Origin of the sequence: Oceaniglobus roseus (assembly GCF_002869745.1) — a bacterium.
Lineage (GTDB): Bacteria > Pseudomonadota > Alphaproteobacteria > Rhodobacterales > Rhodobacteraceae > Oceaniglobus > Oceaniglobus roseus.
This window is the reverse complement of sequence record NZ_PNOS01000001.1, coordinates 259,115-272,669: the sequence shown is the minus strand read 5'-3', so window position 1 is coordinate 272,669 and position 13,555 is coordinate 259,115. Positions and strand designations below refer to the sequence as shown.

At 69.2% G+C, this 13,555-nt stretch carries 10 protein-coding genes; 1 reads left to right on the top strand and 9 read right to left on the bottom strand.

Annotated features, from left to right (window positions below; all coding sequences use genetic code 11):
* Positions 1-4: 4 nt before the first annotated feature.
* The 9 genes from A7B20_RS01300 to A7B20_RS01260 form a co-directional block, all read right to left on the bottom strand.
* Positions 5-898: an ABC transporter permease gene (locus A7B20_RS01300; RefSeq protein ID WP_102106730.1), complete on the bottom strand. Its 894-nt coding sequence runs from the start codon at positions 896-898 to the stop codon at positions 5-7.
* Position 899: 1 nt separating this feature from the next.
* The gene (locus A7B20_RS01295) at positions 900-1,844 is read right to left on the bottom strand and encodes an ABC transporter permease (RefSeq protein ID WP_102106729.1); all 945 of its coding nucleotides are present in this window, start codon (positions 1,842-1,844) and stop codon (positions 900-902) included.
* 73 nt (positions 1,845-1,917) lie between these two features.
* A complete protein-coding gene (locus A7B20_RS01290; protein ID WP_102106728.1) occupies positions 1,918-3,444 on the bottom strand; it encodes an ABC transporter substrate-binding protein in 1,527 nt (508 codons plus the stop codon).
* Positions 3,445-3,459: 15 nt separating this feature from the next.
* Entirely contained in the window at positions 3,460-4,560 is a 1,101-nt protein-coding gene (locus tag A7B20_RS01285) for an ABC transporter ATP-binding protein (protein WP_102106727.1), read from the bottom strand.
* Positions 4,557-5,582 (bottom strand): ABC transporter ATP-binding protein, encoded by a 1,026-nt coding sequence (locus tag A7B20_RS01280; RefSeq protein WP_102106726.1) that lies wholly within the window; start codon positions 5,580-5,582, stop codon positions 4,557-4,559. Before A7B20_RS01280 ends, A7B20_RS01285 begins: the two co-directional genes overlap by 4 nt.
* Before the next feature lie 167 nt (positions 5,583-5,749).
* A complete protein-coding gene (locus A7B20_RS01275; RefSeq protein ID WP_102106725.1) occupies positions 5,750-8,806 on the bottom strand; it encodes an efflux RND transporter permease subunit in 3,057 nt (1,018 codons plus the stop codon).
* Positions 8,803-9,978, bottom strand: coding sequence for an efflux RND transporter periplasmic adaptor subunit (locus A7B20_RS01270; RefSeq protein ID WP_102106724.1), 1,176 nt, complete (start codon positions 9,976-9,978; stop codon positions 8,803-8,805). Before A7B20_RS01270 ends, A7B20_RS01275 begins: the two co-directional genes overlap by 4 nt.
* A gap of 118 nt (positions 9,979-10,096) precedes the next feature.
* The gene (locus tag A7B20_RS01265; protein WP_102106723.1) at positions 10,097-11,491 is read right to left on the bottom strand and encodes a sensor histidine kinase; all 1,395 of its coding nucleotides are present in this window, start codon (positions 11,489-11,491) and stop codon (positions 10,097-10,099) included.
* Positions 11,488-12,159, bottom strand: coding sequence for a winged helix-turn-helix domain-containing protein (locus A7B20_RS01260; protein ID WP_102106722.1), 672 nt, complete (start codon positions 12,157-12,159; stop codon positions 11,488-11,490). Before A7B20_RS01260 ends, A7B20_RS01265 begins: the two co-directional genes overlap by 4 nt.
* 183 nt (positions 12,160-12,342) lie before the next feature.
* On the opposite strand from A7B20_RS01260, the gene A7B20_RS01255 reads away from it, so the two are divergent.
* Positions 12,343-13,473, top strand: a complete 1,131-nt coding sequence (locus A7B20_RS01255; RefSeq protein ID WP_102106721.1) for a Do family serine endopeptidase — start codon at positions 12,343-12,345, stop codon at positions 13,471-13,473.
* Positions 13,474-13,555 lie beyond the last annotated feature (82 nt).

Below are 13,555 nucleotides of genomic sequence, written 5' to 3'. Positions count from 1 at the left end.
GCAATCAGTTTTCGCGGGGATCGAGCGCATCGCGCAGCCCGTCGCCCAGAAGGTTGAACCCCAGCACCACGAGGAAGATCGAGATGCCGGGCCAGAGCGCCATCCACGGCGCCTGGTTCAGGAAATTCTTCGCCGTGTTCAGCATCGACCCCCAGCTTGGCGCGGGCGGCTGCTGGCCGAGGCCGAGGAAGGACAGCGACGCCTCGGCGATGATCGCGGTGGCGATGGTCAGCGTGGCCTGCACCAGGATCGGTGGCAGCACGTTCGGGAAGATGTAGCGCGACAGGATCTTCGGCGTCGGCAGGCCGATGGCCCGGGCGGATTCGACATAGTCCTCGGCCTTGATGCTCAGCACCTGCCCGCGGGTCAGGCGGATGAAGACGGGGGTGGCCGAGATGCCGATGGCGATCATCGCGTTGGTCAGCGAGGGCCCGAGGAAGGCGGCAAGCGCGATGGCGAGGATCAGGAACGGCGCCGCCAGCAGCGCCTCGGTGCAGCGCGAGATCACGGCGTCGGTCCAGCCGCCGAAATAGCCCGCGACGATCCCGAGGGGCACGCCGAGGATCACGGCGATCGCCACCGACACCACCCCGGCCAGAAGCGAGGCCTGCGCGCCCCAGACCATCCGCGCCAGCACGTCGCGCCCGATCTCGTCCGTCCCCAGCCAGTGCGCGGCCGAGGGCGCCTTGCGGACCGCGCCCCAGTCGGTGGCGGCCGGATCGGGGATCGGCAGCCAGGGGGCGGCGACGGCGATGGCGACGAAGAACAGCACCAGGATGCCGCCGAGGACGGCGCTGCGGTGGGTGCGGAACTTCTTCCACGCGCGGCTTTCGGGGCGGCGGGACAGGACGGGGTCGGTGGCCCCGGTGATGGTCGAAGGCGTGGCGGCGTCGGTCATGTCACTGCCCCCTCAGCCGCGGGTTCAGCACGACGTAGAGCACGTCGGCCAGGAGGTTCATGGCGATGAATCCGATCGCGGTGACCAGCACGATCCCCTGCACCACGGCGTAGTCGCGGTTGAACACGGCGTCGACCACCAGCTTGCCGAAGCCGGGGATGGTGAAGATCTGCTCGGTCAGCACGGCGCCCGCCACGAGTTCTCCGAACAGGAGCGCCGTCAGGGTGACGATGGGGGTCAGCGCGTTGCGGAAGGCGTGCTTCAGCACCACGCGGCGCTCCGCCAGTCCCTTGGCGCGGGCGGTGCGGACGTAGTCGGCGCTGAGCACGCCCAGCATCGCGGAACGGGTATGCCGCATGAGTGTCGCGGCCAGCGCGGTTCCCAGCACGAAGGCCGGCATCAGCATGGTCTTCACCGATTGCGCGAAATCCTCGGACAGCGGGACATAGCCCGAGGCGGGCAGCCACTGCCACTTCACCGAGACCAGCAGGATCAGCATGATCCCCAGCCAGAAGTTCGGGATCGACAGGCCGGACAGCGCCACCACGTTGGCGACGTAATCGGTGACGGTTCCCTTCTTCACGGCCGACAGTATCCCCGCCGGTATCCCGATCAGCAGCGCGAAGATCATCGCCATGACGGCAAGCTGGATCGTGACCGGCAGCTTCTCGGCCATCAGCTCGGTCACCGGCTGGCGGGTCCGGAGCGACATGCCGAGGTCGCCCTGCACGGCGTTGCCGATCCAGTTGAAATACTGCACCGGGATCGGGTCGTTCAGGTGGTACTTCTCGCGCAGGAACTCCAGCGTCGCGGCATCGCGTTCCTCCCCCGCCATGGCCAGCACCGGATCGCCCGGAAGAAGCTTCTGCAGCGAGAAGACGAAGACCGAGATCAGCAGGATCGTCGGGATCGCGATCAGCGCGCGGCGGAGGATATAGCGCAGCATGTCAGGCTCCTGCGGGGACGCGGGGGGCAGAGAAGGGGGGGGCCGCGCCGAAGACGGCGCGGCCCGGTCGGCGTCACTCTTCCCAGGTGACGCCTTCGAGGCGGATCATGCCGTCGGGATAGGGGGTGAAGCCCTTCAGCTTCGAGTTCAGCGCCCAGATCCACTTCTCGTGATAGACATAGACGATGGGCATCTCGTCCATCAGCACGTCCATCGCCGCGTTGTACTTCTCTTTCCGCGCCGCGGTGTCGGCCAGCGTCCGCGCCTCGTTCAGCGCGGCGTCGACCTCGGGGTTCGAGAAGTGGCTGTCGTTGATGCCGCCGTCCGTGGTCACGAACTGGTGGATGTTGCCGTCGGGATCGACGCGCCCCGACCAGCCGATCTGGCTGGCGGTATAGTCGCCCGCGGTCTGGTCCGACAGCAGCGTGGCGAATTCCTTGGAGACGAGCGAGATGTTTATCCCCGCCTCGGCCGTCATCGCCTGGATCACCTGCATCAGCTGGAGCGGCACGTTGGTGTTGGGCACCTGCACCTCCAGGTCGATGCCGTCGGCGAAGCCCGCCTCGGCCAGCAGCGCCTTCGCCTTCTCGACGTCGCGGGCGGGCACGGGATAGTCCTGGTCGTACCAGGGCGAGTTCGGCGGGAACGGCTGGTTGCCGGGCGCGGCCGAGCCCTCGAACACCACCTGGTTGATCGCCTCGCGGTCGATGGCGGCGCTGAAGGCCTGGCGCAGGCGCTTGTCGTTGCCCCAGGGGTTGTCGCCCTTGGCGCCGTTGTCGACGTTGAAGGTCACGCCCTGGTAGCCGAGCGAGACGGCGCTTTCCACGGTCAGGTTCGGATCCGCCTCGGCCTGCGCGAGGTCGGTCGCCGCCAGACGCTCGAGCATGTCGATGTCGCCGGACTGGAGGTTGGCGAGACGCACCGTGGTGTCGGGGATCGGCAGGAAGGTGACGCTGTCGAAGTGGTATTCGTCGGCGTTCCAGTAGTCGTCGAACTTCGTCAGCACGATCTTGTCCTGGGCCACCCGCTCGGAGAACTTGAACGGACCCGAGCAGACGGGGTTGTTGCCGAAATCGGCGCCCGCGGCCTCGGCGGCGGTGGGAGAGATCATCATGCCGGCCCGGTCGGCCAGCTGCGCCATCAGGGTCGCGTCGGGGGCCGAGAGGTTCAGCTTGATCTCGTACTCGCCCAGCACCTCCGTCCCGGTGACCGAGGCCAGCTCGGACTTCCGGCGCGATTCCTCAAGGTTCTGCGAGCGGTCGATGTTGGCCGCCACGGCCTCGGCGTTGAAGGGGGTGCCGTCGTGGAAGGTCACGCCCTCGCGCAGCTTCATGGTGATCGACTTGCCGTCCTCGGCCGTCGTCCACTCGGTCGCGAGCTGCGGGATGATCTCGAGGTCGGGGGTGATGTCCACCAGCTTGTCGCAGAGCGAGGTATAGACGATCCGGCCCACGAAGGTGCGGGACTGGTCGGGGTCCAGCACGTCGGCGTCGGATTGCAGCGCGATGCGCAGGTCCTTGGCCTCTACCGCGCCCGCGGCAAGGCCCATGGCGGTGGCCCCGAGCAGGGTGCCGAGGAGGGCAGTCTTGAGATGTGGCATCTGGTTTCCTCTCTGTCAGGTCGTTTCGGTCTTCTTGGTCTTTTCAAGCCGCGCGCCCTCCGTGGCGGCGCGGTAGAGGGCGAAGCGCGCCTCGGCCGTTTCGTTGCGCGGTTTCGGCACCGCCTGCGCGCCGGTGGCGGCGGCGATGCCCTGCCAGTGGTGGCAGGCGACGGGATGGGCGCCGGTCCCGGGGTCTTCCAGCTTGGGCTCCACGGTCCGGCAATCCTCCTGCGCGTGGGGGCAGCGGGTGTGGAAGCGGCAGCCGGGCGGGGGCGCCGTGGGGCTTGGCATCTCGCCCTGCACGCGGGCCTTGCGGCCTTCGCTGCGGGTCTCCGGCGAGGGGATCGAGGCAAGCAGCGCCTGCGTGTAGGGATGGCGCGGGCTGTCGAACACCTCGGCGGCGGGGCCGGTCTCGACGATCTTGCCAAGGTACATGACGGCGACGCGGTCGCTCATGTGGCGGATCACGGCGAGGTCGTGGGCGATGATGACGAGGGTCAGGCCCAGGTCGCGTCCGAGGTCGCCGAGAAGGTTGATGATCTGCGCCTGCACCGAGACGTCCAGCGCGCTCACCGGTTCGTCGCCGATGATGAGCTTCGGACCCGAGGCGAGGGCGCGGGCGATGCCGATGCGCTGTCGCTGTCCGCCCGAGAACTCGTGCGGGAAGCGGGACATGTGGTCGGGCAGGAGCCCGACCTGGGTCAGCAGCTCGGCCACCTTCTCGCGCCGCTGCCGGGCGGAGAGGTCGGGGCGGTGCACTTCGAGCGGTTCGCCGACGAGGCGGCCGACCGTCAGCCGCGGATTGAGCGAGGAGAACGGATCCTGGAAGATGAACTGCATGTCGCGGCGCAGGTCGCGCAGGCGGTTGCCTTCGAGGGTCGTGACCTCGGCCCCGTCGAACTCCACCGTGCCGGAGGTCGGGGCCAGGAGCCGCATCAGCAGCCGGGCGAGCGTGGACTTGCCGCAGCCGGATTCGCCGACGATCGCGAAGGTCTCGCCCCTGCGGATGTCGAGCGAGACGCCGTCGACGGCGCGCACCGGGGCCGTTTCCGACAGGAAGCCGCCGCCGCCGAAGTGCCTGGTGAGGTTCGTGGCCTTGAGGATGGTTCCGGTCATGCCACCACCTCCAGGTTCTGCTCCAGCGGCGCGAAGTGGCAGGCGACCGCATGGCCGCCGTCCTGCACCGCGAGGGGCGGCTTCCCGGCGCAGATGTCGGCCGCGAAGGGGCAGCGGTTGCGGAAGCGGCAGCCCGTCGGCATCGCCGCGATGGGCGGCACCGAGCCCGGGACGGTCGCCAGGCGGCCGCCCGGCGCGTCCAGGCGCGGGACGGCGGAGATCAGCCCGATGGTGTAGGGGTGCTGCGGGTTCTCGAAGACCGCGGCGGCGGGCCCCCTCTCCACGACCTGCCCGCCGTACATGACGGCGACGGTGTCGGCGATCTCGGCGACGACGCCGAGATCGTGGGTGATCATCAGGCAGGCCATGCCGAGGCTGTCGCGCAGCTCGCGGATCAGGTCGAGGATCTGGGCCTGGATGGTGACGTCGAGGGCCGTCGTCGGCTCGTCCGCGATCAGGAGTTGCGGATCGTTGGCCAGCGCCATGGCGATCATCACCCGCTGGCGCATACCACCGGACAATTGGTGCGGGTACTCCTTCAGCCGCCGGTCCGGCGCCGGGATGCCCACGCGGCGCAGCATCTCCAGCGCCCGGGCCATGGCCGAGGCGTGGGTCCCGCCCTGGTGCTGCAACACCGACTCGGCGATCTGGTCGCCGATGCGGAAGGCGGGGTTCAGCGAACTCATCGGCTCCTGGAAGATCATCGCCATCCGACCGCCGCGCAACCGGGGCGGCAGGGTCTGCCGGGTAAGGTCGAACTGTTCGCCGTCAAATGTCAGATTACCTGAGGAAATCCGCGTGTGCGCCGGGGGCAGCAGACCCATCAGCGCCATGGCCGACACGCTCTTGCCGCAGCCCGATTCGCCGACGACACACAGGATCTCGCCCGCCGACACCTCGAGGTCGACCCCGTCGAGCACGTTCACCGGCTGGCCGCGAAAGCCGACCTCGAGCGCGCCGAGGCGAAGGACCGGGCTGTCGGCAGGGGCCGTCTCCGGCGTCGTCCGCGGGGGCTGGGTCATGCGTGCGGCTGCTCCGTTCTGAACCATTCGCAGATTGGTTCAGACCTCGCGGCCCTGTCAATGGTGTTGTCCGACAATCCCGTACCGATGCGGCGGAAAACGCCGGGGGTGCAGGCAAACGCCGCAATCGGAGGCAGAGCGTGAAGGCGGGCCGCCCGCGGCTGGCGCTATTCGGCCGCGGCGTCCGCAGGCCGGTTCAGCCTGAGACCCCGCCGCATCAGCCGCCCGCCCCGGTCGCTGAGCCCGTTGATGACGGTGAAGAGCGAGGGAATGAAGATCAGCGTCAGCAGCGTCGACAGCAGCAGGCCGCCGATTACCGCCACGGCCATGGGCGCGCGGAACTCGCCCCCCGCCCCGATGGCGAGGGCCGAGGGCATCATGCCGGCGGCCATGGCGATGGTCGTCATCACGATGGGCCGCGCCCGCTTGTGGCCCGCGTCCTTCATCGCCTCGAACTGGGTCTTGCCCTCCTTCATCGCCTCGATCGAGAACTCGACCAGCATGATCGCGTTCTTCGTGACGATCCCCATCAGCATCAGGAAGCCGATGACGACCGACAGGCCGATGGCGTTGCCGGTGACGTAGAGCGCCAGGATCGCCCCGCCGATGGAGAGCGGCAGGGACATCAGGATGGTGAAGGGCGTGATGAAGCTGCCGAAGAGCAGCACCAGCACCACGTAGACCATGAGGATGCCCGCGCCCATGGCCGCGCCGAAGCTGGCGAAGACCTCGCCCATCACCTCGGCATCGCCGGAGGGCTTGATCGACACGCCCGGCGGCAGGTCCGTCACGGCGGGCGAGGTGTTGATCTGCTCCAGCGCCGGCCCGAGGACGGCGCCCGGCGCCAGGTCGGCCTCGAGCTTCACCTGGGTCTGGCGGTCGTATCGCTGGATCGACGACGGGCCGTTCGACAGCGAGATGTCGGCGACGGTGGTGATCGGCACCGACAGGCCCGTGGCGGTGTTGATCCGCTGGCCCTGGAGCTGTTCGAGGTTGTTCCTCTGCTCTTCCGCCACCCGTACGACGATGGGGATGCGGCGGCCGTCGATGTTGAACTTGGCGAGGTTGGCGTCGGTGTCGCCGATGGTGAGGATCCGGATCGTCGTCGCCAGGTCGCTGGCGGTGACCCCGAGATCTGCGGCGATCTGCGGCTTCGGGGTGATGCGCACCTCGGGCCGTTCCAGCGAGGCGGCGTTGGAGACGTTGCGCAGCGCGGGCAGGTCGCGCATCTGCCGGTCGAGCCGGTCGGCGGCTTCGGCCACCTGCTCGGGGTCCTCGCCCAGCACAACGATGGTCACGTCGCGCTGGCCGTTCCCGGCCAGGAAGTTGATGCGCGCGTCGGGGATGCCCGCCATCTCGCGCTTCAGGTCGTCCTCGATCTGGAACTGGGTGCGCTCGCGGCTGTCCTTGTCGCCCAGCGTGACGGTCACGCGGGCGGTGTTGACGCTGTCGGTGCCGCCCTGGACAAAGACGTTCTGCACCTCGGCCACCTTGTGCGCGCGGCGCGAGATCTCGTCGGTCAGGGCGCGGGTCTCCTCGATCGTGGCGCCCGGCGGCAGCTCGACCGTGATCTGCGCGCGGCCTTCGTCGGCGTTCGGGATGAAGGTCGTCGGCAGGAGCGTGGCGGAATAGATCGAGCCCGCGAAGACCAGGAGACCGATCAGCATGGTGATCGTGCGGTTCCTGAGCGTCCAGCCGAGGATGCGCATGTAGCCGCGCATGATGAAGCCGTCCTTCTCCTCGGCGTGGGGGGCGTCCTTCAGCAGGTAGGCGGCCATCATCGGCGTGATCAGGCGGGCGACGAGAAGCGAGAACAGCACCGCGACGGCGACGGTCAGGCCGAACTGGCGGAAATACTGCCCCGCGATGCCGGACATGAAGGAAACGGGCGCGAAGACGGCGACGATGGTGAAGGAGATGGCGATGACGGTCAGGCCGATCTCGGACGCCGCTTCCTCGGTCGCCTCGTAGGCGGGCTTGCCCATGTTGATGTGGCGGACGATGTTCTCGATCTCGACGATGGCGTCGTCCACGAGGATGCCGGTGACGAGGGTGATGCCAAGCAGCGAGACCGTGTTCAGCGAGAAGCCGAGCAGGTTCATCACCATGAAGGTCGGGATGATCGACAGCGGCAGGGCGACGGCGGTGATGAGGGTGGCGCGCCAGTTCCGCAGGAACAGCAGGACGACGAGGATCGCGAGCGCCGCGCCTTCGTAAAGCGTGTCCATGGCGCTGTGATAGTTGCCCTCGGTGTAATCCGTGGTGTTCTCGATCAGCGTCACCTGCACGTCGGGATATTCGGCGGTGACGTCGGCAAGGCGGTCCTGCACCGCCTCGGCCACCGATAGGTCGCTGGCCCCGGTGGCGCGGAAGACGCCGAAGGCGACGACGGGCTGGCCGTTCAGGGCGGCGAAGCTGCGGGTCTCGGCCGGGCCGTCCACCACCAGCCCGACGTCAGACAGCCGCACGGTGCGCCCGTCGCCCACGGCCAGCGGCGTGCTGCGCAGCTGGTCGAGCGTGGTGGCGCCGCCAAGCGCGCGGATCGAGAACTCGGTGCCGCCGATGTCGCCCCGCCCGCCGCCGAGGTCGATGTTGGTGGCCGAGAGCTGGCGCGAGATGGAGGCGGCGGAGATGCCGAGCGCCATCAGCCGCTGCGGGTCGAGTTCGACCTTGATCTCGCGGTCGGCGCCGCCGAGGCGGGTGATGGTGCCAAGGCCGCTGACCCCCTGAAGCTCGCGCTTCAGCACCTCGTCGACGAACCATGACAGGTCCTCGATGCTGCGGGTGGGGTCGGAGACGGCATAGGTCATGATCGCCTCGCCCGTCACGTCGAGCCGCTGGATCTGCGGCTCGGTGATCGAATCCGGCAGGTCGCTGCGGACCTTGGCGACGGCGTCCTTCACGTCGTTCAGCGCCCGGTCGCTGTCGGTCTCGAGCTCGAACTCGACGGTGGTCACGGAAGAGCTGTCGGTGACGTTGGAGGTGATGTGCTTGACCCCGGTGATCGACGAGATGCTGTCCTCGATCGGTTTCGTGACCTGGGTGACAAGCTCGGACGGGGCGGCCCCGGCCTGGGCGACGGAGACGGTGACGATGGGGACGTCGATGTTGGGGAAGCGGGTGACGGGGAGGGAGAAGAAGGAATAGAGGCCGACGACGCAGAGCACGAGGAAGGCGGCGATGGACGGGACGGGGCTGCGGATCGCCCAAGTGGACATGTTCATCGCGACGCCTCCTCTGTCGCCTCGGGCTGCACCGGTTCAGGGGTGACGGTGTCGCCGGTCTGGAAGAAGGCGCCGGCGCGCACCAGGACGGTGTCGCCGGGTTCGAGGCCGGTCAGGATCTCGCGCCGCCCGTCTGCGACGAGGCCGACGGTGACCTGCTGCCGCTCGACCGTGCCGTTCACGACCTTCTGGACATATTCCCCGTCGTCGCCGGTCAGGATCGCGCTGACCGGGACGGTCACGGCGTTGCGGCGGTCGGCGGTGATGTCGGCCTGGGCAAAGAGGCCCACGCGCAGGTTCGACTGGTCGGGCAGGCTGACGCGGATGTTGCCGAGGCGCGTGGCGGCATCGACCAGCGGCGACACGCGGCGCACCGTGCCGGGGCGGGTGCCGAGGCCGGCGATGGAGACGCTGGCCGGATCGCCTTCCGACAGGTGAACGAGATCGGTCTCGATCACGTCGGCCGAAACCTCGATCTCGCCGTCCTGGATCAGCTGGAACATCGGCGCGGCGCCCGAGGACAGGTCGCCGAGGTTGGCGTTGCGGGCCACCACGACGCCGTCCACCGGCGCCTTCACCGTGGTCCATGCGAGGTTCAACTCGGCGATCTGGAGCGCGGCTTCGGCCTGCGCCTTCTGCGCTTCGGCCGAGGTGATGGCGGCGCGGGCGGTCTCCACCGCGGCGGCGGCGCTGTCGGCGGTCGCGGTGTCCTGGTCCAGCACCGCCTGGGCCGAATCGCCGCGCGCGCGCAACTGCTTGGTGCGGTCAAGCGCGAGTTCGGCCTGGCGCGACGCGGCCTCGGCGCTCCTGAGGTTGCCCTCGGCCTGGGCGATGGCGGCCTCGGCGATGGCGAGGTTGGCCTCGGCCTGGCGCTTCTGGGCCTGGTAGGTCTCGGCGTTGAGCTGCGCCAGCGGCTGGCCCTGTTCCACCGTGTCGCCTACGTCGGCGAGCAGGTCGGTGATCTCGGCCCCCGAGATGCGGGCATAGACCATCACGTCCTCGACGGCGATCAGCCCGCCCGAGGCGATGATCGTCAGCGCGATGTCCTCCTGTTGCGCCTCGGCCACGGTGACGGTGGGCGGCGGGGCGGCGACGTCCTGCTGGGCCGTCGCGGGCAGGGCTGCGGCGAGGCACAAAAGCAGGGCAAGGACGGGCGGGCGGTGAAACGTCATCTGGTCGGGCCTTTCAATCGGTCCGGATCGTGGCGCGGCGCGGCCTGGCGCACGGCGTTCCGGCCCTGACATAGGGCGCGGACCGCGCAAGGCACGCACGGGAAGTGTAACGAGCGGTTCAGTTGGCGGCTACCGGAATCTCGGGCGCCGAGGATGGCCCGGCGCCGTTCCGGCAGCGCCGGAAGGTCAGCCGGACGACGAGGCCGGGGGCGTTGTCGTCCAGCGTCACCTCCGCCTCGTGCAACCCCGCCACGACCGAGACGAGCGAGAGGCCAAGGCCGCTGCCCGGGGTGTGGCGGCTGCGGTCGAGGCGGTAGAGCCGTTGCAGCACCGCCGTGCGTTCGGCGGCCGGGATGCCGGGGCCGGTGTCGGCGACGGTGAGACGCACGGTGTCGGCCTCCGCCGTCACGGTGACGGCGATGGCGGTGCCCTCGGGGGTGTGGCGCAGCGCGTTCTCGATCAGGTTGGCCAGCACCTGCCCCAGCAGGTCGCGCCCGCCCCAGACGGCCGCGCCGGGGGTGGCGGTGACGGTCAGGGTATGGCCGGTGTCGGCGGCAGCGGGTTCGTAGAGTTCGGCCATCGTCTCGGCCAGGGTGCCGAGGTCGACGGCGGCGAAGCGGGATTTCGGCGTGCCAGATTCGACCTGCGCGATCTGGAGCAGCGCGTGAAACACCGACACCACGTCGTCGAGGTCGGCGCGGGCATCGTCGATCAGCGCCCGCGCCTCGGGGGCTAGACCATGGTGGCGCGTCAGGTCGTCGAGACGCACGGCGACCCGCTGGATCGGCGTCTTCAGGTCGTGGGCCACGTCGCTGGAGACCTGTCGCAGGGTTTCGACCGTGAGCTGCTGCGCGGCGGCCATGCGGTCGATCCGCCGGCCGATCTGAAGCATGTCCTCCGACCAGCCTGGCGCCGGATCCACCCGCGCCGCGAGATTGCCGCTGGTCAGCCGCTCCAGCGTGTTCTCCATCACCTCGACCTGCGCCGCGCTGCGCCGGGCCAGCCACAGACCGCCCGAGAGCGCGACGAGGATCGTCGGCAGGAGCGACACCAGCACGATCCGACGGAACACCAGCCAGAGGTCGTCGATCTCGGTCCGGGAGCGGGCGATGGTCAGCTCGCCCCCGTAGAGGTCGTCGGTCAGGGCCAGGTACTGGCCGCTGATCCCCTCGCCCGAAGGCTGGGTCAGGTGATAGCCGTTCTCGTCCCGCGTCAGGGCGGCGTTGCCGAAGTGCTGGCCGTTCGGCGCGAAATAGCTCAGCAGCATCCGGTTCGGGTCCGTCACCTTGCCCTCGGCGTTGACGAGCGCGGCAAGGGCAAGGGCGGACGGCGCGGCGCGGAAACCCGCCATGTCCTGGCGCAGGTCCTCGCGCATGGTGGCGTCGAGGGAGTTCCAGCTGACCGCGTAGGACGCGGCGAGCGAGGCCAGCGACACCACGGCGAACAGCGCGACGAGCGAACAGGCCAGCCGGACCGGCATGGACCGGGCGAGGGAGAGGATGCCGCGGCTCATCCCTCGATCCGGTATCCCGCGCCGCGCATGGTCTGGATCAGTTCGGTCGGGAACGGCTTGTCGATCTTGGCGCGCAGCCGCGAGATGTGGGTTTCGACCACGTTGGTCTTCGGATCGAAGCTGATGTCCCAGACCGACTCCAGGAGCATGGTGCGGGTCTGCACCCGGCCCTTGCGGCGCAGCAGGTGTTCGAGCAGGGCGAACTCCCGCGGCAGGAGGTCGATCTTCCTTCCGGCGCGCATGACCTGCCGGGTGACGAGGTCCATCGTCAGGTCGCCCGCGGTCAGCTTCGTGTCCTGCTCCAGCGCCTGGGGGCGGCGGGCGAGCGCGGCGACCCGGGCCGAAAGCTCGCCGAAGGCGAAGGGCTTCACGAGGTAGTCGTCGCCGCCCGCGTTCAGCCCCGCGATCCGGTCGTCGACGCTGCCGAGCGAGGTCAGGAAAAGCACCGGCGTGCGGTTGCCCGCGCCCCTCAGGGTCTTGACCAGGGTCATGCCGTCGATCTCGGGCAGCATCCGGTCGACGATCAGCACGTCGTAGGCGCCCGCCGTGGCCTGCACCAGACCGTCGCGCCCGTTGTCCACCAGGTCCACCGCCTGCCCCTCCTCGCGCAGGCCCCGCGCGATGTAGGCGCCGGTGGTGGCGTCGTCCTCGATCACCAGAAGTTTCATCGTCTCTGCCGCGTTTTCCGTGGCGCCGCGGCCCTTTGGCGGCGTCTTCAGGATGGGGATATGGGTAGCACAGCGGCACGGGAAGGCGAGGTTACAGATTTGTATAGGGCGAGGGAGGGGAATGTCAGGAAGGGGCCGCATCTTCGGTCCATCGCGACATCAACCCCAAGGGAGTCGATTTACATGAAACGTTCCACCCCCCTCCGGACCCGCCTGGCCAGCGCCGCGCTGCTGGGCGCCGTCGCCTCGACCGGCCTGGTCGCGGGCATGCCGACCGCCGCCCTGGCCGTGCCCGCGGGCGGCTACGGCGACCTGGTGGCCGAGGTCTCGCCCGCCGTCGTCTTCATCGAGGTGACCGAGAAGGTGACCCCGGCCAACGCACAGATGCAGGGCCAGATGCCCCCGGGGATGCCCGAGGAGCTGCAGCGCCGCTTCGGCGACATGTTCAAGGGCATGCCGATGAACCCGCAGGACGCGCAGCCGATGCGCGGCGTCGGCTCGGGCTTCATCATCGACAAGTCGGGCACCATCGTCACCAACGCCCACGTCGTGGACGGTGCGGACACGGTGAACGTCAAGCTGACCGACGGGCGCAACTTCGATGCCAAGGTCGTGGGCGTCGACAAGCTGACCGACGTGGCGGTGATCCAGATCAAGGCCGACGCCGACCTGCCGACCGTGTCCTTCGGCGACAGCGACAAGATGCGTCCGGGCGACGAGGTCGTGGCCGTGGGCAACCCCTTCGGCCTTGGCGGCACGGTGACGAGCGGGATCGTCTCGGCCACCTCGCGCGACATCCACTCGGGACCCTACGACGACTTCATCCAGACCGACGCCGCGATCAACCGGGGCAACTCGGGCGGGCCGCTGTTCAACAACGCCGGCGAGGTCATCGGCATGAACACCGCGATCTTCTCGCCGGACGGCGGGTCGGTCGGGATCGGCTTCGCCGTGCCGTCGGACCTGGTGAAGAAGATCGTCGGCCAGCTGGAGAACGGCGGCGTGACCCGTGGCTGGCTGGGCGTCCAGATCTCGCCGATGCCCGAGAACATCGCGCAGGTGCTGGGCTATGACTCGCCGAAGGGCGCGGTGATCGAGGCGGTGACCGAGGACAGCCCGGCGGCGAAGGCGGGGCTGGAGAAGGGCGACATCATCCTGTCCTTCAACGGCACCGAGATCACCGAGCTGCGCGACCTGACGCGGGCGGTCGCCGGCACCGAGCCCGACAAGTCGGCGAAGGTCGTGGTCCTGCACAAGGGCAACGAGAAGACGCTGGACGTGACCGTCGGCAAGCTCGACCAGAACGACGCCTGATCCGGGCGTCAGACGAACCCGGTCTGCCCCTCGGGGTGGGCCGGCAGTCCCGCCGTTCAGCGGTCAGGGACGTCGCCCCCTG

Bases quoted from the DNA above. Each gene is read 5' to 3' on its own strand.
- A7B20_RS01290 (WP_102106728.1), bottom strand. From the start codon at position 3,444: ATGCCACATCTCAAGACTGCCCTCCTCGGCACCCTGCTCGGGGCCACC.
- A7B20_RS01260 (WP_102106722.1), bottom strand. From the start codon at position 12,159: ATGAAACTTCTGGTGATCGAGGACGACGCCACCACCGGCGCCTACATC.
- A7B20_RS01280 (WP_102106726.1), bottom strand. From the start codon at position 5,582: ATGACCCAGCCCCCGCGGACGACGCCGGAGACGGCCCCTGCCGACAGC.
- A7B20_RS01270 (WP_102106724.1), bottom strand. From the start codon at position 9,978: ATGACGTTTCACCGCCCGCCCGTCCTTGCCCTGCTTTTGTGCCTCGCC.
- A7B20_RS01300 (WP_102106730.1), bottom strand. From the start codon at position 898: ATGACCGACGCCGCCACGCCTTCGACCATCACCGGGGCCACCGACCCC.
- A7B20_RS01285 (WP_102106727.1), bottom strand. From the start codon at position 4,560: ATGACCGGAACCATCCTCAAGGCCACGAACCTCACCAGGCACTTCGGC.
- A7B20_RS01265 (WP_102106723.1), bottom strand. From the start codon at position 11,491: ATGAGCCGCGGCATCCTCTCCCTCGCCCGGTCCATGCCGGTCCGGCTG.
- A7B20_RS01275 (WP_102106725.1), bottom strand. From the start codon at position 8,806: ATGAACATGTCCACTTGGGCGATCCGCAGCCCCGTCCCGTCCATCGCC.
- A7B20_RS01295 (WP_102106729.1), bottom strand. From the start codon at position 1,844: ATGCTGCGCTATATCCTCCGCCGCGCGCTGATCGCGATCCCGACGATC.
- A7B20_RS01255 (WP_102106721.1), top strand. From the start codon at position 12,343: ATGAAACGTTCCACCCCCCTCCGGACCCGCCTGGCCAGCGCCGCGCTG.